General features: G+C 65.4%; 24 protein-coding genes and 1 riboswitch. Of the genes, 15 read left to right on the top strand and 9 right to left on the bottom strand.

The features are described 5' to 3' along the window. Window positions 1-13: 13 nt before the first annotated feature. A complete protein-coding gene (locus CH276_RS06575) occupies window positions 14-721 on the bottom strand; it encodes a response regulator transcription factor (RefSeq protein WP_032396315.1) in 708 nt (235 codons plus the stop codon). Between the two features lie 138 nt (window positions 722-859). On the opposite strand from CH276_RS06575, the gene CH276_RS06570 reads away from it, so the two are divergent. From CH276_RS06570 to CH276_RS06535, 8 genes are all read left to right on the top strand, one after another. Continuing rightward, window positions 860-1810, top strand: a complete 951-nt coding sequence (locus tag CH276_RS06570) for a permease (RefSeq protein ID WP_254924179.1) — start codon at window positions 860-862, stop codon at window positions 1808-1810. Then, window positions 1807-2544 (top strand): TIGR03943 family putative permease subunit, encoded by a 738-nt coding sequence (locus CH276_RS06565; protein WP_094630415.1) that lies wholly within the window; start codon window positions 1807-1809, stop codon window positions 2542-2544. The genes CH276_RS06570 and CH276_RS06565 overlap by 4 nt, the downstream gene beginning before the upstream one ends. A 36-nt stretch (window positions 2545-2580) precedes the next feature. Then, window positions 2581-2643: riboswitch (guanidine-III (ykkC-III) riboswitch) on the top strand. A gap of 12 nt (window positions 2644-2655) precedes the next feature. Continuing rightward, entirely contained in the window at window positions 2656-2970 is a 315-nt protein-coding gene (locus tag CH276_RS06560; RefSeq protein ID WP_032395964.1) for a DMT family transporter, read from the top strand. 32 nt (window positions 2971-3002) lie between these two features. Continuing rightward, on the top strand, window positions 3003-3806 hold the full coding sequence (locus CH276_RS06555) for a hypothetical protein (protein ID WP_037194493.1): 804 nt from the start codon (window positions 3003-3005) through the stop codon (window positions 3804-3806). Between the two features lie 196 nt (window positions 3807-4002). Next, window positions 4003-5139, top strand: coding sequence for a multiple monosaccharide ABC transporter substrate-binding protein (gene chvE, locus CH276_RS06550; protein WP_094630414.1), 1137 nt, complete (start codon window positions 4003-4005; stop codon window positions 5137-5139). Window positions 5140-5147: 8 nt separating this feature from the next. Continuing rightward, window positions 5148-6686: a multiple monosaccharide ABC transporter ATP-binding protein gene (gene mmsA, locus CH276_RS06545; RefSeq protein ID WP_094630413.1), complete on the top strand. Its 1539-nt coding sequence runs from the start codon at window positions 5148-5150 to the stop codon at window positions 6684-6686. Next, window positions 6683-8014, top strand: a complete 1332-nt coding sequence (gene mmsB / locus CH276_RS06540; RefSeq protein ID WP_094630412.1) for a multiple monosaccharide ABC transporter permease — start codon at window positions 6683-6685, stop codon at window positions 8012-8014. Before mmsA ends, mmsB begins: the two co-directional genes overlap by 4 nt. Window positions 8015-8089: 75 nt before the next feature. Further along, window positions 8090-9100, top strand: coding sequence for a LacI family DNA-binding transcriptional regulator (locus tag CH276_RS06535; protein ID WP_094630411.1), 1011 nt, complete (start codon window positions 8090-8092; stop codon window positions 9098-9100). A 49-nt stretch (window positions 9101-9149) separates the two neighbouring features. Here the strand turns inward: CH276_RS06535 and CH276_RS06530 are convergent, their stop codons facing one another. Beyond that, window positions 9150-10721: a PucR family transcriptional regulator gene (locus CH276_RS06530; protein ID WP_094630410.1), complete on the bottom strand. Its 1572-nt coding sequence runs from the start codon at window positions 10719-10721 to the stop codon at window positions 9150-9152. A 99-nt stretch (window positions 10722-10820) separates the two neighbouring features. On the opposite strand from CH276_RS06530, the gene pruA reads away from it, so the two are divergent. From pruA to CH276_RS06515, 3 genes are all read left to right on the top strand, one after another. After that, on the top strand, window positions 10821-12470 hold the full coding sequence (gene pruA / locus CH276_RS06525; protein WP_094656524.1) for an L-glutamate gamma-semialdehyde dehydrogenase: 1650 nt from the start codon (window positions 10821-10823) through the stop codon (window positions 12468-12470). Beyond that, window positions 12467-13411, top strand: a complete 945-nt coding sequence (locus CH276_RS06520; RefSeq protein WP_094630408.1) for a proline dehydrogenase family protein — start codon at window positions 12467-12469, stop codon at window positions 13409-13411. Before pruA ends, CH276_RS06520 begins: the two co-directional genes overlap by 4 nt. Before the next feature lie 230 nt (window positions 13412-13641). Further along, window positions 13642-13830 carry a hypothetical protein gene (locus tag CH276_RS06515; protein ID WP_094615637.1) on the top strand — a complete coding sequence of 63 codons (189 nt, stop codon included), beginning with the start codon at window positions 13642-13644 and terminating at the stop codon, window positions 13828-13830. Window positions 13831-13997: 167 nt separating this feature from the next. Here CH276_RS06515 and CH276_RS06510 read toward each other — a convergent pair whose 3' ends face one another. Together CH276_RS06510 and CH276_RS06505 are read right to left on the bottom strand one after the other, a co-directional pair. Then, window positions 13998-14336 carry an STAS domain-containing protein gene (locus CH276_RS06510; RefSeq protein ID WP_254924178.1) on the bottom strand — a complete coding sequence of 113 codons (339 nt, stop codon included), beginning with the start codon at window positions 14334-14336 and terminating at the stop codon, window positions 13998-14000. A 279-nt stretch (window positions 14337-14615) separates the two neighbouring features. Further along, entirely contained in the window at window positions 14616-15095 is a 480-nt protein-coding gene (locus CH276_RS06505; protein WP_176459130.1) for a MarR family winged helix-turn-helix transcriptional regulator, read from the bottom strand. Between the two features lie 148 nt (window positions 15096-15243). Between CH276_RS06505 and CH276_RS06500 the strand changes: the two genes are divergently transcribed. Further along, entirely contained in the window at window positions 15244-17307 is a 2064-nt protein-coding gene (locus CH276_RS06500) for an MMPL family transporter (RefSeq protein ID WP_441344226.1), read from the top strand. Further along, window positions 17307-17936 carry a lipocalin family protein gene (locus tag CH276_RS06495; protein ID WP_045196754.1) on the top strand — a complete coding sequence of 210 codons (630 nt, stop codon included), beginning with the start codon at window positions 17307-17309 and terminating at the stop codon, window positions 17934-17936. The genes CH276_RS06500 and CH276_RS06495 overlap by 1 nt, the downstream gene beginning before the upstream one ends. Before the next feature lie 70 nt (window positions 17937-18006). On the opposite strand, the gene CH276_RS06490 is transcribed toward CH276_RS06495, so the two are convergent. Both CH276_RS06490 and CH276_RS06485 read right to left on the bottom strand, forming a co-directional pair. Continuing rightward, the gene (locus CH276_RS06490) at window positions 18007-18591 is read right to left on the bottom strand and encodes an FKBP-type peptidyl-prolyl cis-trans isomerase (RefSeq protein ID WP_094630644.1); all 585 of its coding nucleotides are present in this window, start codon (window positions 18589-18591) and stop codon (window positions 18007-18009) included. A 59-nt stretch (window positions 18592-18650) separates the two neighbouring features. Further along, a complete protein-coding gene (locus CH276_RS06485; protein ID WP_032395974.1) occupies window positions 18651-19505 on the bottom strand; it encodes an SDR family oxidoreductase in 855 nt (284 codons plus the stop codon). Between the two features lie 113 nt (window positions 19506-19618). Between CH276_RS06485 and CH276_RS06480 the strand changes: the two genes are divergently transcribed. Further along, a complete protein-coding gene (locus tag CH276_RS06480; protein ID WP_032395975.1) occupies window positions 19619-19993 on the top strand; it encodes a winged helix-turn-helix transcriptional regulator in 375 nt (124 codons plus the stop codon). 10 nt (window positions 19994-20003) lie between these two features. On the opposite strand, the gene CH276_RS06475 is transcribed toward CH276_RS06480, so the two are convergent. Then, on the bottom strand, window positions 20004-20153 hold the full coding sequence (locus tag CH276_RS06475) for a VOC family protein (protein WP_254924177.1): 150 nt from the start codon (window positions 20151-20153) through the stop codon (window positions 20004-20006). Window positions 20154-20202: 49 nt separating this feature from the next. Here CH276_RS06475 and CH276_RS06470 point away from each other — a divergent pair, with 49 nt between their 5' ends. Then, a complete protein-coding gene (locus CH276_RS06470) occupies window positions 20203-20814 on the top strand; it encodes a DUF6764 family protein (RefSeq protein ID WP_254924176.1) in 612 nt (203 codons plus the stop codon). A gap of 320 nt (window positions 20815-21134) precedes the next feature. On the opposite strand, the gene CH276_RS06465 is transcribed toward CH276_RS06470, so the two are convergent. Together CH276_RS06465 and CH276_RS06460 are read right to left on the bottom strand one after the other, a co-directional pair. Continuing rightward, on the bottom strand, window positions 21135-22154 hold the full coding sequence (locus tag CH276_RS06465) for a hemolysin family protein (protein WP_032395977.1): 1020 nt from the start codon (window positions 22152-22154) through the stop codon (window positions 21135-21137). Continuing rightward, complete coding sequence (locus CH276_RS06460) at window positions 22151-23554, bottom strand: hemolysin family protein (RefSeq protein ID WP_094630407.1); 1404 nt, start codon at window positions 23552-23554, stop codon at window positions 22151-22153. The genes CH276_RS06465 and CH276_RS06460 overlap by 4 nt, the downstream gene beginning before the upstream one ends. Between the last annotated feature and the right edge of the window lie 130 nt (window positions 23555-23684).

Here is a 23684-nt window from a genome sequence, read left to right as displayed (position 1 = left end):
CCTCGAATGCCGGTCACCGTGGCTGGCGCATGACGTAGCCGACGCCCCGCAACGTGTGGATCAATCGGGTGTCGCCCGTATCGACCTTGCGGCGCAGATAGGACACGTACGACTCCACCACTCCCACTTCTCCGCCGAAGTCGTAGTGCCACACGTGATCGAGAATTCGCGGCTTGCTCAGTACCGTTCCCGCGTTCACCATGAAGTACCGCAGCAGTGTGAATTCGGTGGGCGAGAGCGAGACCGGCTCGCCCGCCTTCCAGACCTCGTGGGTGTCGTCGTCGAGTTCGATGTCCGCGAACGCAACTCGGGAGGGCTGCGCGTCCTCACTCTTGCCCGAACGGCGCAGGATCACCCGGAGTCGGGCCACCACCTCCTCGAGCGAGAACGGCTTGGTCACGTAGTCGTCCGCACCGAGGGTCAGCCCGGTCACCTTGTCCTCCACGGAGTCTCGTGCGGTCAGGAACAGTGCAGGCGCATCGATTCCGTCCGCCCGCAGCCGACGCAGCAGACCGAAGCCGTCCATGCCGGGCATCATCACGTCGAGAATGAGAGCCTCGGGCCTGAAGTTGCGGGCCTTGTCCAATGCCTCGGGGCCGGACGACGCCGTCGCCACCTCGAATCCCTGGTACCTGAGGCTGACCGACAGCAGTTCGACGATCGTCGGTTCGTCGTCGACGATCAGGACTCGGGCCTCGGGTGTCTCGCTCACGGTGTCCATCATCGCGCGAGATGCTGCCCGTTCGCTGGACTCTCGCTGTGAGGTTGCTGTGAGCCCCCGACGAGGAGGCATGATGGCAGCACCATGGTCGACGCGAACCCGGGCACCCGCACCAGGGTTCGGCCTCCCGTGTCATCCATGCACGTATTCGCAACTCTGCTCGTGTTGGGCATCGCGTTCGGTGCCGACGTTGCCCGGTGGGTCGACTCGTCCCCTGCACTGCGGACCGGAGCGACGGTGTTCACCGGGATCTTCGTGCAGGCGACGCCGTTCCTGGTGCTCGGAGTGCTCGTCAGCGGAGGCATCGCCGCCTTCGTCTCGCCCGCGGTGCTGCAGAAGGTGGTGCCGAAGAACGCCACCGCTGCCGTCGGAGTGAGCGGACTCGCGGGAATGGCGTTGCCCGGTTGCGAGTGCGGTGCCGTTCCCGTTTCGCGCCGGCTGATGGATCAGGGTGTTCCGACGTCTGCAGCCCTGGCGTTTCTGCTCTCGGCACCGGCGATCAACCCCGTCGTCCTGGTCTCCACCGCGGTGGCCTTTCCCGGCGAGCCGGCGATGGTTCTCGCGCGGTTCATCGGCTCGCTCGCAACCGCTCTGGTGATGGGCCGGCTGTGGACAAGGTTCGGCAAGGCCGAGTGGATCACCGCTCGCCTCGCCGATCGCGAACACCGGCACGGCACCTCGAAGTGGGAGACGTTCCGTGAGTCCGCGCGTACGGACCTGCTGCAGGCCGGAGCCTTTCTCGTGTTCGGAGCAGCGGCCGCCGCGTTGCTGCATCTGGTGGTCCCCGACTGGGTGTTCGCCCATCTCGCCGGCCAGTTGTTGCTGTCGATCCTGGTGATGGCCGTCCTCGCGGCGGTCCTGGCGTTGTGCTCGGAGGCCGACGCGTTCGTCGCGGCGAGCATGTCGATGCTGCCGCTGCTGCCGCGGCTGGTCTTCCTGGTGGTGGGACCAGCTGTCGACGTGAAGCTGATGGCGATGCAGGCGGGCAGCTTCGGACGCGGCTTCGTGGCTCGCTTCGCTCCCCTGACCTTCGTCGTGGCGATCGTGTGCGCCTCGGTGAGCGGCTACGTGTTCCTGGGTGTGCGATGAGACGCGAGGTACAGAATCTGCTGCTGTTGCTCCTCGGCGGAGCCACGGTCAAGATCTCGGTGGACGGAAGCTTTGTGCGATACGTCAAACCGTCACTGCATCCGTATCTGCTGACCGCCGGGGTGTTGATCGCCGCCCTGGCGATCGCGTCGATCGTCGCCGACATCCGCCGCGGTGGGCCCGGAGACGACGGACACGACCATGATTCGCGACCGTACTGGCTGCTCCTGGTTCCGCTCGCGGTCATCCTGTTCGTCGCACCGCCCGCGCTGGGAGTCTCGGCAGTGGGTGATCGATCCGTCACCTCGGCGTCCGATCGTCAGAGGACGGCGTTTCCAGCCCTGCCGGACGAGTACGCGCCCGAGGTTCCGCTGCTCGATGTCGTGCAACGCGCGGTCAGGGACACCGAAGGCAGCCTGGACGGACGGGAGATTCGCGTCACCGGATTCGCCGTCGCCACCGCGAACGGAGGCTCGCCGCGCGCCGACGGCACGAGAGAGGGCCTCGACCTCGCCCGCATTCTCATCATCTGTTGCGCGGCCGACGCCAGGTCCGTTCGCATCCATCTCGACGCAGGTAGCGCGGCTCTCGACGACATTCCGGACGGCACCTGGCTGGAGATCTCGGGGACGGTCGACGCGGCGACCGCGACCGAGGACACGTCGTTCACACCCACGATGACGGTGTCGGCGGTCGCGCGGATCGAGGCACCGGCGAACACGTACGCCTACTGACGCCATGGCCACCGTGCACACGAATTGGTACGATCGTACAAGTCACTTCCGACAATCGGACGAGCGCACCGTACCCGAACAGCGACAAGACGGTGCAAGGAGTGATTTCTCATGGCTTGGCTGATTCTCGTCGTCTCCGGCGTCCTCGAAGCGATCTGGGCAACCGCACTCGGTAAGTCCGAGGGCTTCACCAAACTCGGACCGTCCGTCGTCTTCGGCGTCGCGGTGGTGCTCAGCATGATCGGCCTCGCGATCGCGATGCGATCGTTGCCCACCGGCACCGCCTACGCCGTCTGGGTGGGAATCGGTGCCACCCTCACCGTCACGTACGCCATGATCACCGGTGCAGAATCCGCCTCGCTGCTCAAGGTTGCGCTTCTGGTCGGCATCGTCGGATGCGTCGTCGGACTGAAGGTTCTTCACTGATTTTCCGGGCTACGAGCAGTTACAGTAAAACGATGAACTGGGTGTCAGCGATCACACTGCCCGCGCGCGCCGGAATTGCCATCGCCGAACAGGCGATCGGCGTCGCGGAGGTCGCTCTGGCGACCACCAGGATGGCCTTGGCCACCGGTGCGTCGGGCACCGCAGGTGTCGCCTCGCTCGCCAACCCGCGCGGCGGCACGATGCAACTGCTGGCCCAGCTCGGCCAGCTCACCTCCGACGACCGCGCCCTGGGCAACGCCCTCAAGGAAGGCGGGCCACTCGATCGCCTGCTCGCCCAGGGTGGCGTCGTGGACCGCCTCACCTCCGAGGACGGCACCCTCGAGCGGCTGCTGTCCCCTGGCGGCCCGGTCGAGCGAATCCTGGCTCCCGGCGGACCCCTGGACCGGCTGCTCGCCGAGGACGGACCGCTCGAACGACTGCTCGCCGAGGGCGGTCTGCTGGACCGCATCACCGCCACCAACGGACCGCTGGAACGACTGACGGCCAAGGACGGCCCGCTCGAGGTGCTCACGCGTCAGGACGGCCTCATCGAACGCGCCATCGCCGAGGAGGGCATCCTCGAAACGCTCCTCGCCGAGGACGGAGCCATCGAGCGACTGACCGCCAAGGGTGGCCCGCTCGATCAGTTGGTCAAGCTCTCGGAGACGTTGACGTCGGTGGCCCCCAACATCGAGCGGATGAGCATCTCGATCGACATCCTGCAGGATTCCGTTGAGATCCTCTCGGCCGCGGTACATCCGCTGGGAGAGCTGGTCGGCCGACTCCCGAGTCGCTGGCTCAAGAGCGGCAAGCAGTCGGTGCACGAACTGCACTGACCCGTCCGACGGGTACGTCCCTGGCCTTTTCGAGTCGGCCGATGTTAGCGCTCACACTGGTCACGCGGGTGCGAAAAAGAAATCTTTGACAATGCCGATGTTATCGCTCACACTTTCGTCTTGATGTGATGCGAACCACACGGGACACCCCGGCGGACAGCGCTTCACGGTCTACTCCACTACGCAGGGAGAAACGATGAAGTTTCGACACCTATCCATCGCCGCAGCCGCGGTGGCGCTCACCCTCACGCTCGGCGCGTGTGGATCGAGCACCAAGACCGCGGACCAGGCTCCGGCCGAAGGCGGCAGCACGGCAGGCGCGCTGATCGGCGTGACGATGCCGACGAAGTCCTCGGCTCGATGGATCGCCGACGGCGACAATCTCAAGAGCGCGCTCGAGGGCCAGGGCTACAAGGTCGATCTGCAGTACGCCGAGAACGACATCCCCACTCAGGTCAACCAGATCGAGAACCAGATCACCCAGGGCGCAAAGCTCCTCATCGTTGCTTCGGTGGACGGCACGGCCATCACCACGCAGTTGCAGGAAGCCAAGGACAACGGCATCGGCGTCATCGCGTACGACCGCCTCATTCGCAACTCCCCCAACGTCGACTACTACGCGACGTTCGACAACTACAAGGTCGGCGTCGACCAGGCCACGTCGCTTCTCGTCGGTCTCGGCCTGAAGAACGAGGACGGCACCGACAAGGCCGATGCCCCGGCCGGCCCGTTGAACATCGAGGTCTTCGCCGGTTCGCCCGACGACAACAACGCCACCTTCTTCTTCGACGGTGCCATGGACACCCTGAAGCCGTACCTGGACAAGGGAACTCTGAAGATCGGTAGCGGCGAGTCCGATTTCGAGACGGCTGCGACACTGCGCTGGGATCCGGCCACCGCCCAGAAGCGCATGGAGGATCTGCTCACCAAGACGTATTCCTCCGGCCAGAAGGTGCAGGGCGTGCTCTCGCCGTACGACGGCTTGTCCATCGGCATCCTCTCCGCACTCAAGAGCAACGGCTACGGAACAGCAGGGCAGCCGTACCCGATCGTCACCGGACAGGACGCCGAAGTGCCGTCGGTGAAGTCCATCATCGCCGACGAGCAGTACTCCACCATCTACAAGGACACCCGCGAACTGGCCGAGGTCACCATTCAGATGGCACAGTCCATGCTCGACGGTCAGACGCCCGAGACGAACAACACCACGGACTACGACAACGGTGAGAAGGTCGTTCCCGCTTACCTTTTGCAGCCCGAGATCGTCAACAAGGGCAACTACGAGCAGGTTCTGGTCAAAGGCGGCTACTACACCCAGGACCAGTTGAAGTGAGTTCGGAGATGACGAGCCCGATCCTGGAGATGCGTGGCATCACCAAGACCTTTCCCGGCGTCAAGGCTCTACAGGACGTCACTCTCTCGGTGAATCGCGGCGAAATCCACGCGATCTGCGGCGAGAACGGCGCAGGCAAGTCGACGCTCATGAAGGTGTTGTCGGGTGTGTACCCACACGACACCTTCGACGGCGACATCGTGTTCGACGGTAAGCCGTGCGAGTTCTCCGACATCCGGGGCAGCGAGGCCGAGGGCATCGTCATCATCCATCAGGAACTCGCGCTGAGTCCGTACCTCTCGATCGCCGAGAACATCTTTCTCGGCAACGAGCGGTCCAAGCGCGGGTTCATCGACTGGAACCGCACCAATTCCGAGGCCGCAGCCCTACTGAACCGGGTAGGGCTGCGGGAGAACCCCGTCAGCGTCGTCAGCGACCTCGGTGTCGGCAAGCAGCAGCTCGTCGAGATCGCCAAGGCGTTGTCCAAGGACGTGACGCTGCTGATTCTCGACGAACCGACTGCGGCACTGAACGATTCGGATTCCGCTCACCTCCTCGACCTGCTACGCGGTCTGCGGGACGAGGGCATCACGTGCGTGATCATCTCGCACAAGCTCAACGAGATCGCGGCCATCGCAGACCGGACGACGATCATCCGTGACGGCCGGACCATCAAGACCCTGGATATGCGAGACCCGGAGGTCACCGAGGATCGCATCATCTCGCTCATGGTCGGCCGCGATCTCGAGCACCGGTTTCCGCCGCACGAATCGACCGTGGGAGAGGAAGTTCTGCGTATCGAGGACTGGACCGTGCACAGTCCGACGCAGCACGGCCGGACCGTTGTCGACAAGGCGAATCTCAGTCTGCGCCGCGGGGAGATCGTCGGTCTTGCCGGCTTGATGGGTGCCGGACGCACCGAGTTGGCCATGAGCGTCTTCGGCCGAAGTTACGGCATCGACATCTCGGGGCGACTGTACAAGTACGGCGAGGAAATTCACGTCAAGTCGGTCAACGATGCCATCCATCACGGGATCGCCTACGCCACCGAGGACCGAAAGCGGTACGGCCTCAATCTGATCGACGACATCAAGCGAAACATCTCCACCGCCGCCCTGGACAAGCTGGTGACGGGAGGCTTCGTCGACGACAACCAGGAGTTCAAGGTCGCCGAGGGTTTCCGCAAGAGCATGAACATCAAGGCACCGAACGTCGCCGCCGTGGTCGGCAAACTCTCCGGCGGCAATCAGCAGAAGGTCGTGTTGAGCAAATGGATCTTCAGCGATCCCGATGTGCTCATTCTCGACGAACCGACACGAGGAATCGACGTCGGCGCGAAGTTCGAAATCTATTCGATCATCAACGATCTCGCCGACGCCGGAAAGGCGGTCCTGGTGATCTCCTCCGAGCTCCCGGAACTGCTCGGGCTGTGCGACCGGATCTACGCACTGTCGGCAGGCCGTATCACCGGTGAGGTCACTCGCGAGGACGCGACCCAGGAATCGCTCATGCATCTCATGACCCGTGGAACAGGAGTACTTCGATGAATCAGTTGTCGACCGTGCGGGGGTTGCTCACGCGCAACCTTCGCCAGAGCGGAATCTTCATCGCCTTCGCGCTGATCATCGTGCTGTTCACCGTGCTGACGGGCGGTCAGCTTCTGGTGCCGCAGAACATCAGCAACATGGTGGTGCAGAACTCGTACATCCTCATCCTGGCCATCGGCATGGTCGTGATCATCATCGCGGGCCACATCGACCTGTCCGTCGGCTCGGTCGTCGCGGCCACCGGTGCCATCGCCGGTGTCCTCATGGTTCAACAGAACGTGCCGTGGCCACTGGCGGTGCTGATCACGTTGATCGTCGGCGGCCTGATCGGTGCCTGGCAGGGCTATTGGGTCGCGTACTTCGGCATACCGGCGTTCATCGTGACGCTGGCAGGGATGCTCGTCTTCCGCGCAGTCACTCTCATCGTTCTCGGCAACCAGGGCATCGGGCCGTTCCCCGGGCCGGTGCGCACACTGTCCAACGGCTTCCTGCCCGGCTTCCTCGGCAACGTGGGACTCGGACCACTGGGTGGGGCTGACATCTTCACGTTGCTCGTCGCCATTGCAGCGGTCGTCGGAATCGTGTTCAGCCAGTGGCGATCTCGCACGGGTCGGCAGAAGTACGGCCAGACCGTGGACGCACTGCCGCTGTTCCTGATCAAGATGGCCTTCGCTGCCGCTCTCGTACTCGCCATCGCGGTGCAGCTGGCGCGGTTCAAGAACCTGCCGTACGTACTGATCCTGCTCGCCGTGCTGGTGATGGGCTACTCCACCCTCGCGGGCAAGACGGTGTTCGGTCGGCACGTGTACGCGATCGGCGGCAACATCCACGCTGCCTCGCTGTCCGGCATCAAGGTCAAGCCGGTCACCTTCTGGATCTTCGTCAACATGGGTGTGCTCTCGGCCCTGGCCGGAATCATCTTCGCCGGTCGACTCAACCAGGCCGGACCGACCGCGGGCAACGGCTTCGAGCTCGACGCCATCGCGGCGGCCTTCATCGGCGGCGCGGCAGTGCAAGGCGGCGTCGGCCGCATCGTCGGCGCACTCACCGGCGGGCTGATCATCGCCGTGATCAACAGTGGAATGTCGCTCATCGGCTCACCCAGTGAGCGCGTTCAGCTGGTCAAGGGCCTGGTCCTGCTCGCGGCGGTTGCGTTCGACATCTGGACCAAGCGTCGAGCAGCGAGCGGCAAGGGCAACAAGGGCGACAAAGCCGCGCCCCCGAGCAGCTATCTCGGTGTGCCCGTGCCCGCCGAGATGTTCACCGGTGCCGAGCAGGGCAAGCCTGCGCCCACCACGACCGGCACGGCGGTGAACACACCCACCTGACGTGCATGTTCGCGGGCGCCGAGGGACCCGGCATGCTGTGATTGTCTTCGACGACGCGAGAGGAGCAGCACGACGATGACGCCGACACGCGGACCAGCCATGACCGATGTCGCCCGGCTCGCAGGTGTGTCCCACCAGACCGTCTCCCGCGTCATCAACGGTCATCCCAACGTGACCGAGGCGACACGAACGAAAGTGGATCGGGCGATCTCGGAGCTCGGATACCGCCCCAACACCGCCGCTCGTGCTCTGGTAACCGGCCGCAGCAAGACCATCGGAATCGTCGGCACCGGAAACGCTCTGTACGGCCCGGTCTCGACCCTTTACAGCGTCGAGTACGCAGCACGCCACGCCGGCTACTCGGTGGTGGTCGCCGTCCCCACCTCGTTCGACGAGTCGGCGATCATCACCTGCGTGCGCCGGTTGCAGAAGCAGGGCGTCGACGGCGTGGTCGTCATCGCGCCACTGCGCACCGACGGCGGCGACATCGCCGATCTGGCCGGGGAGCTGCCGCTGGTGGCCGTCGAGGGTTCGCCCGCCGGCGATCTGGCCGTGGTCTCGGTCGATCAGATCGCCGGAGCCAAGGCCGCAACCGCGCACCTGCTCTCGCTCGGGCACCGCGCCGTGTGGCACGTTGCCGGGCCGCTGGGGTGGTACGAGGCCACCGATCGCGTCACCGGGTGGCGGATGGCCCACGAGGATGCCGGCGCGGAGCCACCGCCCACTCTCGGCGGCGACTGGACCGCGAGATCGGGGTTCGAGGCCGGCAGCGAACTGGCCGGGAACGCCGACGTCACCGCGGTGTTCGCAGGCAACGACTCCATGGCGCTCGGGGTGCTTCGCGCACTGGACGTCCACGGCAGGCGAGTACCGCAGGACGTCAGTGTGGTCGGCTTCGACGACGTTCCCGACGCGGAATTCTTCTCGCCGCCCCTGACCACCATCCGCCAGGAGTTCACCGACGTCGGCATCCGGAGCGTCGAGATTCTGCTCGACCAGATCGACACCGGGAATCGAAGCACCATGCGTTCGAGCATCGAACCGAGCCTGGTGATCAGGTCGAGCACCGGTGCCGCACGTGCATGAAAATTCGTAGCCTGCTACGAATTTCCGCTCACGTGCGGCGAAGCCGCTCTCACATGCGCAGCTGCAGTTCCACCAACAGGCGAGCATCGGAGTCGCCGAGATCGAGGTCCAGAATCTGCTCGACGCGTCGAATGCGGTAGCGCAGGGTGTTCGGGTGGATGTGCAGTCGCTCGGCGGCCGCCCGAACGTCACCGAAACACGCCAGGTACGACTCGAGGCTCTCACGCATTCTGGAGTCGTTGGTCGCGTCGTATCGGTCGAGGGCGGTGATGCGCGGGTCTCGTAGCTGTTCGTGATTGGCGATCAGTTCCAGGATTTCGCCCAGCAGTACCGAGGTTCTCGACTCCTCGAGCGTCGTGACCCGCACCTCGCCGGTGGTGCCGTCGAGCACTCGGTCGACCTCGAATCTGGCCACGGCCACCCCGTCGAGATCGGCGATCGGTGCGGCGACCGCAGCGCGCAACGCCAGCGAGGTGCGCGTCTCGATTCGCCCGACGGCATCGGCGGTCCACGCCGCGATCCCCGTGCCCGACGCCACCCCGGGAAACAGTGCGTAGATCCTCTCACCGATGGTGGTGACCAACGAGTCTCGTCGAAATGCGCTGGCGTGCAATCGGATAGACGGTGCCAGGGCGCTGATCTCGAATTCCCCGCAGGCAGCGAATCCGACGACCGCCGCCGATCCCGAGGCGGGGATCGACAGTGCCGACGCGAGCGACGGGACGTCGACACCGCCACCCCGTGCACCGAGCAGGCGCTGAATCTGCAGGGCCTCGTTGGTCGGAGCGTTCGCGATGCGGGTGATCAGTCGAGCCGCGACGGCCGAGGCACCGCGCAGTACCGCGTCGGCGTCGGCGGCGAGCGGGGCGGCACCCTCCTGCACCCAGATCGTCCCGAGAGTCGTCGCGCTCCCGTGCATGCGACGTATCCCGACCGCGAGGCGTCGCCGAATTCCCAGTTCGGTATCGGCCGGTACGTCGATCACGTCGTCGGTGCGGCGGAGTCGATCGAACACACCTCGCTCGTGCAGTCTGCGCAGGTAGTCGGCCGGACCTTCGCGTCCGAGGATCGACAGGGTCCGCAGTTCGTCGGCCGCGTCGTCGGATGCCGAGTAGGCCAACACATGTGAGCGCTCGTCCTCGATGCTCACCATGCCCTTCGTCAGCGACGCCACCGTCTGCGCGAGTTCGTAGAGATCGGTATCGGCTCCGAACAGTCCGTCGTCGGAGCTCTGGGCACGGACCTGGTCGAGAACTCCCCGCATCATCGACAGCAACAGCTCCCACCGTGTCTGCTGGTGCACCGCGACCAGTGCGATACCTGCCTCCCGCGCACCGTGGGACAGCGCAGTCGAGGCGGCGACCTTGGTCAGCACCGCGAGCGGTCGATCCGCCACCGGGCGCAACGCGAGATCGTCGAACCACCGCACCACGTCGGCCTCGGTCACGCCCACCAGCAGCGTCAGATCGGAGGATGCTCCCGGAGGCAGCCGCAGGTCGTCGGCATCGAGCAGCGCGACGGACTCGACCTCCATATCCGTTCCTGCCGGCGCGAGGACGAGTTCGACGACAGCGCTGTGCAGCGAGGTCAGCATCGAACGCAGCGACACAGTGTTGGCCATGCGGACAAGTAGATCACCGATTCTTTGGCCGGTGGGCTGATTGAACGAGGTGCGGATCGGACTTCAATGAGCAGCACACACCGAAGACGAGGAGCAGCCATGGACGCCGTCACATCCGTCCCCACCCCCATCAACGAGCCGGTCAACACCTACGCCCCCGGAAGCCCGGAACGGGCCCGCTTGCGCAGCCGATTGGACGAGCTCCGGAGTTCCCCCGTCGAGATCCGTCAGGTCATCGGCGGCATTCACCGAGAGGCCGACGGCCCGGTCGAGAACGTCGTCGAACCGCACAGACACTCGTCGGTCATCGGTAGCTTCACCGGTGCCACCCACGGGGACGTGCGCGACGCCATCGATGCTGCGACGGCAGCGGCCCCCGCGTGGCGCGAGCTTCCCTTCGACGAGCGCGCCGCGGTGTTCCTGCGAGCCGCCGATCTGCTGTCCGGTCCGTGGCGCGAAAGAATCGCTGCGGCAACGATGCTCGGTCAGTCCAAGTCGGCCTACCAGGCGGAGATCGACGCACCCTGCGAGCTGATCGACTTCTGGCGGTTCAACGTCGCGTTCGCCCGACAGATTCTCGCCGAGCAGCCGGTCTCGGCACCGGGAGTGTGGAATCGCGTCGAATACCGTCCGCTCGAGGGCTTCGTCTACGCCATCACCCCGTTCAACTTCACCGCCATCGCAGGCAATCTGCCCACCGCACCTGCGCTGATGGGCAACACCGTGCTGTGGAAGCCCTCGCCCACGCAGGCCGTCGCCGCATATCTGACGCTCCAGTTGCTCGAAGCCGCAGGCCTTCCGCCGGGGGTGATCAATCTGGTTCTCGGTGACGGACCGATGGTCTCCGACGTGGCCCTTGCCGATCCACGGCTGGCCGGTATCCATTTCACCGGGTCCACCGCGACATTCCAGACGCTGTGGCGCGAGGTGGGCAACAACATCTCGAACTACCACTCGTATCCACGGCTCGTGGGTGAGACCGGCGGCAAGGACTTCGTCGTCGCGCACAGCTCCGCCGATCCGGATGTGCTGACCACCGCCATGATTCGCGGTGCCTTCGACTTCCAGGGTCAGAAGTGCTCGGCAGCGTCGAGGGCCTTCGTACCGAAGTCGCTGTGGGCCTCGATGGGCGACGGGTTCATCGAGCAGGTCTCGGCACTGAAGTACGGCGACGTGACCGACCTGTCCAACTACGGCGGTGCCGTCATCGACCGAAAGGCGTTCGACCGCAACGCAGCTGCTCTCGATCGAGCGAAGTCCGTTCCCGGCCTGACCATCGCCGCCGGTGGTACCTGCGACGACTCGGAGGGGTACTTCGTCTCCCCCACGGTGCTTCTCGGGGACGACCCCACCGACGAGGCCTTCACCACCGAGTACTTCGGGCCGATCCTGGCCGTGCACGTCTACGACGACAGCAGGCCGGACGCCTATGCCGAGACACTGCGCACCGTCGACACCGGATCGAAGTACGCGTTGACCGGAGCGGTCATCGCCACCGATCGCACCGCCGTCGAACAGGCCCATGCGGCACTGCGATTCGCCGCAGGCAACTTCTACGTCAACGACAAACCGACCGGCGCGGTGGTGGGACAGCAACCGTTCGGCGGGGCCCGCGCGTCGGGAACCAACGACAAGGCGGGTTCACCGCAGAACCTGCTGCGGTGGACCTCGGCCCGCACCGTGAAGGAAACGTTCGTCCCGCCGACCACTCACGGCTACCCGCATCAGGAAGGCGAGGGCACGCGATGACCACCCTGCTGAGCAATCCGCTGCGTCCGGCCCTGCTCGCGGCCGCACGTTCACCCAAACTGCAGGCGACCGTGACACGTCTACGCGCCACCCGGTCCCTCGTCGACCGCTTCGTTGCGGGCGAATCCGAGCCCGCGGCCGTCAGCGCAGTCGACGCCCTGCTGGCGTCGGGCCGGTTCGTCTCGGTGGACTACCTCGGTGAGGACACCACCGACCGAGGCCAGGCGAAGGCAACCGTGGACGCCTATCTTTCACTTGTACAACGCTTTTCGACGCGAGAAGCCGACGCAACCGCGCTCGAGATTTCACTCAAGCTGTCTGCACTCGGCCAGGGAATCGACCGAACTCTGGCGCTCGAGAACGCACGGACGATCTGTACGGCCGCGGCCGCGGCCGGGGTGTGGGTGACGGTCGATGCCGAGGACCACACCACCACCGATTCGACCCTGTCGATCGTCCGGGAACTACGCGTCGACTTCCCCGACCTGGGCACGGTGTTGCAGGCCTACCTGCGGCGCACCGAGGCCGACTGCCACGACCTGTCCGGGCCGAGATCTCGTATCCGACTGTGCAAAGGTGCGTACAACGAACCGTCGTCGGTGGCGTTCCAGGGTGCACGCGAGGTCTCCGACTCCTACCTCCGATGCCTGCAGATCCTGATGTACGGCCGCGGCTACCCCATGGTGGCCTCGCACGACCCGGAGATGATCGAGGCGGCGGACAGGCTGGCGTCGGCTGCAGGACGATCGTCCGAGGAGTTCGAGTTCCAGATGCTGTACGGAATCCGCGATCCCGAACAGCGTCGACTCGTGGACGCGGGACGCAAAGTACGCGTGTACGTACCGTACGGATCGCAGTGGTACGGCTACTTCATGCGCAGGCTTGCCGAACGCCCCGCGAACCTGATGTTCTTCGCGCGATCGGTCCTCTCGCGTACCTGAGGGTGCACCAGAACTCAGTCACCGAACCACCCGGTCGCCGCACCACCCGGTCGCCGCACCACCCGGCCACCGCAAACGCGCGCGCGTTTGCCAGGTGCGCGCAGAATCGCGTCGTATCCGAGGCGATTTCGCGCGCATTCGACGAATGCGCGCGCGTGTGCGGATCCCAGGAGTCGGCCGCCGCGTTCCCGCGTGGATTAGGTTCTGCGACATCGGGGCACCCTGGCTGCATGGCAAATTACAGAGTTATCGATCCGCACGGAACCGTCGTCGCGACCAAGGACATCTCCAGTTCCGAGGACGCGCACGCCTGGTTCAAGGACAGCCGCGCCGACAACGAGGAGTTGGGGTGGCGGCTCGAGGTCGAGCACGACGGCGACTGGGCGTTCTTCAGCGATTCCGAAGGAACCAAAGACTAGTTCGCCTGTGCTGCAACACTTTCGGACGATCCTGAGCTTCGGTCACACCGTCGATCAGGGTCGTCCGTTCTGTTCATCGGGGTCAAGTGAATGGGCACCCGACGAACAGTGGGCAGCCCCTGTACTGGAGCTGCCCACCTCTTGTCGCGGCGATGATCGCCGGAGTATTACCGGTCGTTCGAGGGACGAGCCGTCGGAATCGTGGACTCGAGGTCGGCGACCTGGATCAGACGTGAGACCGAGCGTCCTGCGACGATCGACCATGATGCACCGATGCCTGCCGTGTACTCACGGACTGCATCGAAAACGGTGAGACCTGCGATGCCGAAGAATTCGACATCGGACAGATCGAGGGTGACATGCCTTTTGCTGGACACGCGGCTGCAGACGAAATCGGAGAACATCGGCGCGCTGCGCATGTCGATGTCGCCGTGGACGGCGACGACGAGTGAGCCGTCGGGGCCGTCGTGCGCGGTGAAGATTGCTCCGGTTGCTGCGACGGACACGGACTTCTCCGCGACAGTCACCGGGGTGGTTCGAACTTTGTTGCCTGAAGATTCAACACTCATGGCAGATCCCATCGATCGGTCGAACTGAGGGGGAAACCGATCGATGCAGCGGGAGCAGAATGTTGCCTGACCCGGACGCCGACTTCGCTGCGTTTCCCCGTGACCGGCTGTTAGCTCAACCAGCGCCAACCCTACGGCACTCGCACGCTCGGAGTCCAGCATCTTCTCGAGCAGGCCGCCCACCAGCGGTTCGAACATCGCGCTCAGGCGCGGCCCCTACGCGCGACGGCTGTTTCCCAGGTCGGCGTGGTGTTCTCGCATGGCTCCGATGAGCGCTTCGAACACCCGGTGTGCGGCAGCGAGATCGGCGTCGGGGAGGTCGGCCAACGCGGCGCTCGTGCGCCTGCCGAGGGGGCCGAAGAACCCGCGAGCGACCTCCATCCCGTGCTCGTCGTATCGCAGAATGACTTTGCGTCGATCGGATGCGTCTGATTCGCGGCGAATGTGACCGGAGGTGATCATGCGCTCGACGAGGTAGGTCATCGCCGCCGACGACAGCCCCAGCATCGTGCCCAGTTCTCCCGCGGTCAGCGGCGCACCCTCGACATCGGCGACCATGACGTGGAGAAGCGCTCGAAAGTCGTTGGGCCGCAGGCTGTGCAGAGCACCGAACACTTGGCCGATCTGTTCGGAGACCGACGACAGCGCTCGTAGATCCGCGGAAATCGCGGATTCGAGGTGGTTTCGGTCGGCCATGTCGATGGTAACTCCTTCGCTGCGGTCATGGTCAGACTACTGCCCACAAGAGATTCAGTTGCTTAATATCTAAGTAAATGAGATTGTTTGTCACGTGGACAGCACTCGAACCGAGAACACCGCAGTCTGGGACCGCGTCGCCGCAGTCGTGACGCACCGTGGATCGTGGGCGATCACGCTCGCCGTCCTCGTTCTGTCCGTCGCCGTGATGGGTCTGGTCGGCAGCAACGACTCCGCCGGCCAGTCACCGAACTCGTTGCCGACGTCGGCCGAGTCCTACCAGGTGGACGAGCTCCTCTCCCAGTTCCCCGACTCCGACACCGCACCCGTCATTCTGGTTCTGAGCCGCACAGACGGCGGTGACCTCACACCGGCCGACATCGAGGACGCAGCTGCCGCGAAGAGCCGGTTGATCGCCGTGGATCGCTCGGTACCGGACGAGCCCGGCCCGCCCCCGATCGTCGCACCCGACGGCAAAGCTGCGATTGCGCTGGTTCAGGTCGATTCCGAGTTGTCGGGCTTCACCCTCAACGAACTGATCACCGAACTGCGGTCCGCAGCAACCGAGGGCCTGTCGCCCGATCTGACCGCTCAGGTCACCGGCGGACCGGCCTTCGGAGCCGACATCGCGAACTCGTTCTCCGGTGCCAACTTCACCCTTCTTGCCGTTACCGCGCTCGTGGTGGCCGTCCTGCTCATCGTCACCTACCGATCGCCCATCCTGTGGTTGGTGCCGTTGGCCGTCATCGGTTTCGCAGACCGATTCGCCACTACCGTCGGCACCGCGCTGGCCGAGGTCACCGGTCTGTCCTTCGACGGGTCCACGTCGGGCATCACCAGCGTGCTGGTCTTCGGTGCCGGCACCAACTATGCGCTGCTGTTGATCTCTCGGTACCGCGAGGAACTGCGGCGCGAGCCCGATCATCGCCTCGCCCTGCGCCACGCCGTTCGCCATGCCGGGCCCGCCATCCTCGCCAGCAACGCCACCGTCGTCCTGGCGCTGCTGACCTTGCTCCTGGCAATATTGCCCAGCACCCGCAGCCTGGGTGCCCTGGCCGCCGCAGGCCTCGTCGTGGCAGCGGTGTTCGTGCTGTTCGTACTGCCGCCCCTGCTGGCACTGTGTGGCCCGAAGCTGTTCTGGCCCTTCGTCCCCAAGGAGTCCGACCGTGACACCACCACGGAGGGCGTCTGGCACTCGATCGCGGCAGGTGTTGCCCGACGCCCCGTGGCGACGGCCTCGGTGACCATCGTCGCGCTGCTGGCCTGCTGCGCGGCCTTGTTCGGAACGCAGATCGGACTCTCGCAGACCGAGCAGTTCCGTGTCACCGCCGAGTCCGTCGAAGGCTTCGACACTCTCTCGCAACACTTTCCGGCCGGATCCGCCGATCCGATGACGGTCCTGGCTCCCACCGCAGACATCGACGCAGTCATCGGCACCGCCCAGGGCATCGACGGTGTCGTGTCGGTCGATCGCGTCGCGGATTCCGACACCGGACTCACCCGCCTCTCGGTCGTCACCGATGCGGCCCCCGCGTCGGACGAGTCGTTCGCCGTCGTACAGGACCTGCGCGCCGCACTCGCTGGCGTGGACCGCGCACAGGTCGGCGGCAGCGACGCCAAGGCACTCGACACATCCGAGGCAGCCGCCCGCGATCGCCTCGTGGTCATCCCCGCGATCCTCGCGGTCGTGCTCGCCGTGCTCTTGGTACTGCTGCGTGCCCTCGTCGCACCCGTGATCCTGGTTGCCACAACGGTATTGAGTGCAGTAGCAGCGATCGGAATCGGCAGCTGGGTGAGCCTGCACGTCTTCGGCTTCCCCGCCCTCGACGACAACACCCCGCTGTTCGCGTTCCTGTTCCTGGTCGCGCTCGGTGTGGACTACACCATCTTCCTGGTCACTCGTACCCGCGAGGAGACGCCTCGGCACGGCACCGGATCGGCCATCGTGCGCGCCGTCTCGGCCACCGGCGGTGTCATCACGAGCGCGGGAATCGTTCTGGCAGCAGTCTTCTGCGTGCTCGGCGTCCTGCCCCTGATCACCCTGACCCAACTCGGTATCATCGTCGGACTCGGCATTCTGCTCGATACCTTCGTGGTGCGCACCGTCGTGATTCCCGCCCTGTTCACCCTCATCGGCCCGAAAATCTGGTGGCCGAACAGAATCGATTCCAGCGAGACCGTAACCACAACCGCAACACAAGGAGCGAATTGATGAACATCCGTACCGCACTCGGACGCACCGCAATTGCCGGAGTATTGGCCGCAGGCGCACTGCTGACCGCGGCCCCGGCTCAGGCGCAGCCGGTCGGTCCACTGGGATCGGTCGGCCTGGAGCCGCTGGCTCCGATCCCGTCACTCGATGTCGAGCGCTACCTGGGCACCTGGAACCAGGTTGCCGCGGTGCCACAGCCGTTCAACCTGATCTGCGCTCGTGACACCCAGGCGAACTACCAGATGATCGACGAAACCAACATTCGCGTCGAGAACACCTGCACCACCTGGACCGGCGGCGAGAACCGCATCGTCGGAAACGCCAGGGTCAACGACACCGTCACCAATGCCCAACTGCACGTGAGCTTCCCGGGGGTGCCCACCCAGGAGAGCCTCGACGGTCCGACCAACTACATCGTCGCCTACATTGCCGACGACTACTCGTGGGCGTTCGTCGGAAGCCCCAACCGCACGTCCGGATTCGTGCTCAAGCGCACGCCCGACGTCAGCGTCGAGCAGTTCCGCGAGATCCGCGGCGTCGTCGAATCGCTGGGTTACGACTCGAACTTCATCACCACGACACCCACCCCGGGTGGCGCGACGACCATTCAGCAGCTCTCGACGGTGTAAGTGCGGCGGAGCCGCAGTGGTGCGGTTGTGTGCCGTGAAGGGCGCACAACTGCACCACTGCCGGAGGCACTCAGCTCGCGGACAGGATCGAGATCGCGAAGATCAAGCTGTCTCCCGGCTCGATTCCGGCTGCCGGATTGCCGGTCGCGTATCCATCGGCCGAGGTGACCGCCACGGCGACGGTCGAGCCGACGGTCTGTCCGGCGATGGCCTTCTGGAAGCCGGCGACGACTCCGTCCAGTGGAAATTCGATCGGTGCACCCCGCTCGAAGCTGCTGTCGAACGTCTCTCCGGTACGTCCGTTGACGCCCACGTAGCAGACCGACACCTCGGCGTCGGACGCGATGACCGGCCCGTCCCCCGCTGTCAACGTTTCGACCTGGGTCTCGGCGACGCTGAACGGGGTGTCGACGGTGACCGCGGGCGCGGCGGTGTCGGTGGATCCGACGACGGCGATGCTGCCCGAGTCCCCGTCGAGGGTCCAGTCGGGGGTGGCCGCGGCGTCGGGTGCCGCTGTGGGGCAGGTGCTCGCGGCGGCCGGGGCACCGGCGGCGGACGAAGCCGAGGACGTGGACGTCGCCGAGGACGAGGCGTCGGAGTCCGAGCTGCACGCACCCGTCAGCAGGACGAGCGAGACGGAGGCGGCCAGGAACATGGTGCGGGTGTAGGAGTGATTCACCGCGCCCACGCTACAAGTACCGCCCCCGATGCCCGTCACACTGCGGCGCGGAGTACTTCTGCGGCCGGAGTGGATGCTCGACCGATCAGGGCCTGCAGGTCGCCGGAGTCGGTGTCGAGCTCGCCGCGCGCGATTCCCGCATCTGCGCTGGCCAACATGGTTGCCACGAAGTCGGGCAGTCCTGCGCCCTGGAGGATCGCGGCGTACTCGGACTCGGAAACGTCCTTGTAGGCGATCGACTTGCCGGAGATCTCGCCGATGACGGCCGCGAGCTCGGCGTAAGTGAGGCGTTCGTCGCCACCGAGCTCGTAGATCTTTCCGCCCTGATCGTCGAGCGTCAGCACAGCGGCGGCCGCGTGCGCGAAGTCGACGCGGGACGCGGCTGCCAGCTTGCCGTTTCCTGCCGCGCCGAGGAGCACTCCGCCCTCGATGGTCTGCGCGAGCGAGCCGAGGTAGTTCTCCCAGTACCAGCCGTTGCGCAGGAACACCGCGGGAATGCCGGACGCGGCGAGGCGTTCCTCGGTGGCCTTGTGCTCGGGCGCGAGGCTCACTCCGGATGTATCGGCGGCCAGCAGGCTCGTGTAGGCGATGAGGCCGACTCCGGCTGTCTCGGCTGCCTCGATCACGTTGGTGTGCTGTGCAATTCGCTGACCTACCTCCGAACCCGAGACGAGCAGCAGCTTGTCGACGCCTGCGAGAGCTGCCGTCATCGCGGCCGAATCGGAGTAGTCGGCAACCCGAACCACGACGCCGCGTTCGGCCAGTGGCGAGGCCTTGTCTGCGTTTCGGACCACCGCCACGATCTCGGCGGGTGCAACGCCACGCTCGATGAGTGCGTCGACGACGAGGCCGCCGAGGTTGCCCGTTGCTCCGGTTACCGCTGTGGTCATGATCGAGCTCCTGAGGTTGAGGTTTCAAGTACTCACCCACTATGCACTTACTTTTCGTGCAGTGCAACCCCCATAGTCATCACTATGCCTTTCGCATGCGCTAGCATGGAGGTATGTCCGAGGCCACCGAATCACTCGAAGCGTCCGTCTTCGCGCGGGACTGTGCGTCGAGGCAGACGTTGCAGAACGCCACCAGCAGGTGGGGCGTTCTCGCGCTCGCGGCGCTCACCGAGGGTGATTACCGGTTCAATGCGTTGCGCCGACGCGTCGACGGCGTCAGCGAACGCATGCTCTCGCAGACTCTGCAGACCCTGGAACGGGATGGTCTCGTGATTCGCACCGTGCAGGGGACCATTCCGCCCAAGGTGGAGTACAGCCTCACCCCGCTGGGACGCGAAGTCGGTACCCGATTGAGCGATCTGATCGAACTCATCGAGGGCAACATGCCCACCGTCCTCGAATCACGCGCCGAACACGACACTCGCTGATCGACCGAGCTCACCCGGGCGGCGTCACCAGGCACCACTCGTTGCCCTCGGGGTCGAGGAGCACCTGAAAGGATCCCGCCGCGTCGGAGTGCCGGTCGCCGAACACCGACGCGCCCAGGACAACGGCCCGCCCGACGGCGTGGTCCACGGTCGAGTACACGAGCACCCACCGTTACTGCAGCGTTTCCGTACCGTGATGGTTCTGTGATGTGAGCGATCCCCCGCTGCGCCCGGGCGGGTCGAGACTCGATGTCAGGGAGTCGGGTCCCCAGCAACACGGCCCAGCGACCGTCACGCTCGGCACACCGGTGCCGACGCACCGATCTCGGGAGGCATTCACCATGTTCCACACCAAGAGGATTGTCGGCGGAGCCGCAGCATTCGGATTCGCCTGCGCGTTCGCGGCACTGGTACCCGGCACCGCATCAGCAGCGCCGGTCGCCTGCACCACCGCACCGGGAGGGGCGGATATAGCTGCGATCCTCGGAGGATCGCAGTGCGACAGCTCCGCAGACGTCGCGAGTGCGGCGGCCGGCCTCGGCCTCGAGGGGTGGGGTTCGGCCGAGGCAATGAACAATGCCGCAGCCCTTGCACTCGGACTGAACGGTGGAACCGCAGTCAGCAACGGCAGTTTCGGTGGTGCGCCTGCAGCGATCGCATTCGGCCCCGGTGCCGTGGCACAGAACACGGCAGCCGGCCTCGGGCTCTCCATCGCGGTGGCAGCACCGGGCTCCACCGTCACTCTCACCCCGACCGGCGCGGTGTGCGACGGTGCCGGAATCGCGGGCAGCTTCACCACCCTGCAGGGCTGCATCGGCTGACGTGCGCCACGGGGGGCGAGTGCGCGATATGGATGTCACCGACGGCCGCGTGATCTAGAGTCTGAATGACCCACAGTCTCGGTCACCCACAGTCTCGGAATGCGAGTCGGCAACGACCCGCTGAACAAGGAGTTCGACGGCAATGATGTCCTACCTGCTCTACGACGTTCTGCTCCCCCAACTCGGCCACGACGTCGCGTCGTACTGGGCACACCTGCTGGTTGTCGCCCCGGTCTGAGATCTGCGACCCGATACGACAAAGCATCCCCGCTCGGCCACGTAGGCCGGGCGGGGATGCCTCGTTCGAAGGCGGAATCGAATCAGACGGGTTGTGGCAACAGCCGCGTCAGCACATCGGACAGTGTCACGACGCCGACGCTGCGCGCCGGATCGTCAGCAGCAGCAGAACCGTCGACCACCAGCGCCAGGTGGTGCCTGGTCTCCCGCATCGACTGCAGCGCAACGTACACCGGGGTCGTCGACTCCAGCGTGTACGCCGGACGCGTGATCTCGGCGAGGGTCTGCGGTGCGGTCAACGTGTCGCGGACGTGCACCACTCCTTTGACCACATCCGCGTCGCTGACCAGGATCCGCAGATGCCCCGAGCGACGCGAGGCCTCGCGCACGTCGTCGATGGTCGCCGTCGACGGTACCGACGTGGGCTTGCCGAACTCGCGCACCAGGTCACCGACCGTCAGCTCCTGCAGTTCGAGCGCACTCGAGATCTGCGCCTGGTAGCTGGCATCGAGAGCACCGACGTTCACCGAATGCTCCACCAGCTGACGCAGATCGTCCGCGTTCTGGCCCGTGCCCACGGTGTCGGCCGGCTCGACGCCGACCCGCCGCAGGCACCAGTTGGCCATGTTGTTCAGCGCCGTCAGCACCGGACGGGTGAGAAACATGAAGCCGCGCATCGGGATTGCGAGCATCGTCGCGGACTTCTCCGGATGGGCGATGGCCCAGGACTTCGGAGCCATCTCCCCGACCACCAGGTGCAGGAAGGTGACGACGATCAGCGCGAGCACGAAGCCGAGAACGTCGGCGAACCAATACGGCAGGCCGCCGCTCTCGAACAGCGGCGTGAGCCAGTAGTGCACGGCCGGTTTGGTCGTCGCACCGAGACCGAGGGTGCAGACGGTGATACCCAGCTGGGAGCCGGCGAGCAGGACGGTCAGCTCGGACGAGCTGCGCAGAGCTGCCCGCGCAGAGCGTGAATTGGGAGCGGCGTCCTCGAGTCGGTGCCGCTTGGCGGCCAACAGCGCGAACTCGACGGCGACGAAGAAGGCACTGGCAGCGATGAGGCCGATCGTGACGGCCAGGAAGACCCAGATGTTGCTCATCGGTGCACACTTTCCTTCGTCTCGGCCGACTCGTCGTCGTGCTCGGGGTCACGCTCGCCGAGCGTCAGGGTCAGCAGGGACGGGACGTGGCTGTCGATCTCTTCGATCTCCAGGATCACGAAGCGAACTGGACTCTCCTCGTCGTTCGCCAGATCGGCGTTGTCCGGTGGTAGGTCCACTTCGATCCGTTCCCCGACGTCGGGGAGAGATCCGTTGTGCGCGATGGCGAAACCGGCGATGGTCTCGTAATCACCCTCGGGCAGATCGATGCCGATCGCTCGCTCGACCTCGTCGACGTGTACCTCACCGGCCATGGTCCAGCTGCCGTCGTCGGCACTGACCGGGCTCGGATCGGACAGGTCGTCGTCGTGCTCGTCGGTGATCTCGCCGACCAGCTCCTCGGCCAGGTCCTCGATCGTGATGACGCCGGTCAGACCGCCGTATTCGTCGATCACACAGGCCAATTGGTTCTTCGTCGAGCGCAACTCGCGCATCGCGTCGGGCAGGCTCTGAATCTCCGGGAGGATCAGCGCGTCCCGCGTGAGCTCGGAGATCGGGGTGGACCCCGGCACCGTCGCGGACAGGACGTCCGCGAGATGGACGACGCCGACGATGCCGTCGTCCTCGTCGAGCACCGGATATCGAGAATGCTCCTGACCCATCAGAGCCGCGACCTCGGCGAGGGTGTCGGTGTCTCGGACCGTGGCCGAGCGCGAACGCGGGATCATCGCGTGTTCGACTGTGCGAGTTGGGAAGTCGAGGATACGGTCGAGCAGTGTCGACAGTTCGTCGGGCAGATCGCCTGTCTCGCGTGAGTCCGAGACGATGTGCTCGAGGTCGCGCAGGCTGGCCGAATGCTCCACGTCGTGCACCGGCTCGATCTTGAGCGCTTTGAGCAGCAGGTTCGACGACTGGTCGAAGATGGTGATCAACCAGCCGAAGAGTTTGAGGTAGATGGTGGTCGAGAGCGACAGCCAGCGGGCCACCGGCTCGGGACGCGCGATGGCGAAGTTCTTCGGAAACAGTTCGCCGAAGAGCATCTGCACGAATGTCGCGAACGTGATCGCCAGTACTGCACCGAGTCCGACACCGACGGCCGTCGGAACCCCGACGCCGCCCAGTATCGCGCCGAACGACTGCCCGATCAGCGGTTCGGCCACGTAGCCGACGAGCAGGCCGGTGACCGTGATGCCCAACTGCGCACCGGACAGCATGAATGAGGTGCGTTTGGTGACCGTCAACGTCCGAGCCGCGACGGCGTCACCGGCCTCGGCGCGAGCCTTGAGCCGGGAGCGGTCGACGGTCATGTACGCGAATTCCTGGGCTACGAAGTAGCCGGTCGCGACGGTGATGAGAAAAACGACGAGCAGGCCGAGCAAGAGAGTGAGCACTACGCTCATTCGCCGGACACCGCCTCGCACGTAGTAGCCGTAGTGCGGGGAGCCGTGTCCGGCCCGGGTTTATCGCTGTCCATGATTCCTCAGGGTCGTGTGGTGAGAGTTTTGTCCGATACTACCGTGCGACGTCGTG

This window comes from Rhodococcus sp. 06-470-2 (assembly GCF_002258235.1).
Taxonomy (GTDB): Bacteria; Actinomycetota; Actinomycetes; order Mycobacteriales; family Mycobacteriaceae; genus Rhodococcoides.
The sequence above is the reverse complement of the archived record's forward strand: the minus strand, read 5'-3'. Positions and strand labels throughout refer to the sequence as shown.

Excerpts from the sequence above, each read along its gene's own strand:
- CH276_RS06480 (WP_032395975.1), top strand. The coding sequence starts at position 19,619 with ATGTCCGAGGCCACCGAATCACTCGAAGCGTCCGTCTTCGCGCGGGAC.
- CH276_RS06515 (WP_094615637.1), top strand. The coding sequence starts at position 13,642 with ATGGCAAATTACAGAGTTATCGATCCGCACGGAACCGTCGTCGCGACC.
- CH276_RS06570 (WP_254924179.1), top strand. The coding sequence starts at position 860 with ATGCACGTATTCGCAACTCTGCTCGTGTTGGGCATCGCGTTCGGTGCC.
- CH276_RS06565 (WP_094630415.1), top strand. The coding sequence starts at position 1,807 with ATGAGACGCGAGGTACAGAATCTGCTGCTGTTGCTCCTCGGCGGAGCC.
- CH276_RS06485 (WP_032395974.1), bottom strand. The coding sequence starts at position 19,505 with ATGACCACAGCGGTAACCGGAGCAACGGGCAACCTCGGCGGCCTCGTC.
- CH276_RS06560 (WP_032395964.1), top strand. The coding sequence starts at position 2,656 with ATGGCTTGGCTGATTCTCGTCGTCTCCGGCGTCCTCGAAGCGATCTGG.
- pruA (WP_094656524.1), top strand. The coding sequence starts at position 10,821 with ATGGACGCCGTCACATCCGTCCCCACCCCCATCAACGAGCCGGTCAAC.
- CH276_RS06530 (WP_094630410.1), bottom strand. The coding sequence starts at position 10,721 with ATGGCCAACACTGTGTCGCTGCGTTCGATGCTGACCTCGCTGCACAGC.
- mmsB (WP_094630412.1), top strand. The coding sequence starts at position 6,683 with ATGAATCAGTTGTCGACCGTGCGGGGGTTGCTCACGCGCAACCTTCGC.
- CH276_RS06520 (WP_094630408.1), top strand. The coding sequence starts at position 12,467 with ATGACCACCCTGCTGAGCAATCCGCTGCGTCCGGCCCTGCTCGCGGCC.
- CH276_RS06575 (WP_032396315.1), bottom strand. The coding sequence starts at position 721 with ATGGACACCGTGAGCGAGACACCCGAGGCCCGAGTCCTGATCGTCGAC.
- CH276_RS06555 (WP_037194493.1), top strand. The coding sequence starts at position 3,003 with ATGAACTGGGTGTCAGCGATCACACTGCCCGCGCGCGCCGGAATTGCC.
- chvE (WP_094630414.1), top strand. The coding sequence starts at position 4,003 with ATGAAGTTTCGACACCTATCCATCGCCGCAGCCGCGGTGGCGCTCACC.
- mmsA (WP_094630413.1), top strand. The coding sequence starts at position 5,148 with ATGACGAGCCCGATCCTGGAGATGCGTGGCATCACCAAGACCTTTCCC.
- CH276_RS06505 (WP_176459130.1), bottom strand. The coding sequence starts at position 15,095 with ATGGCCGACCGAAACCACCTCGAATCCGCGATTTCCGCGGATCTACGA.
- CH276_RS06535 (WP_094630411.1), top strand. The coding sequence starts at position 8,090 with ATGACGCCGACACGCGGACCAGCCATGACCGATGTCGCCCGGCTCGCA.
- CH276_RS06490 (WP_094630644.1), bottom strand. The coding sequence starts at position 18,591 with ATGTTCCTGGCCGCCTCCGTCTCGCTCGTCCTGCTGACGGGTGCGTGC.
- CH276_RS06465 (WP_032395977.1), bottom strand. The coding sequence starts at position 22,154 with ATGAGCAACATCTGGGTCTTCCTGGCCGTCACGATCGGCCTCATCGCT.
- CH276_RS06495 (WP_045196754.1), top strand. The coding sequence starts at position 17,307 with ATGAACATCCGTACCGCACTCGGACGCACCGCAATTGCCGGAGTATTG.
- CH276_RS06460 (WP_094630407.1), bottom strand. The coding sequence starts at position 23,554 with ATGAGCGTAGTGCTCACTCTCTTGCTCGGCCTGCTCGTCGTTTTTCTC.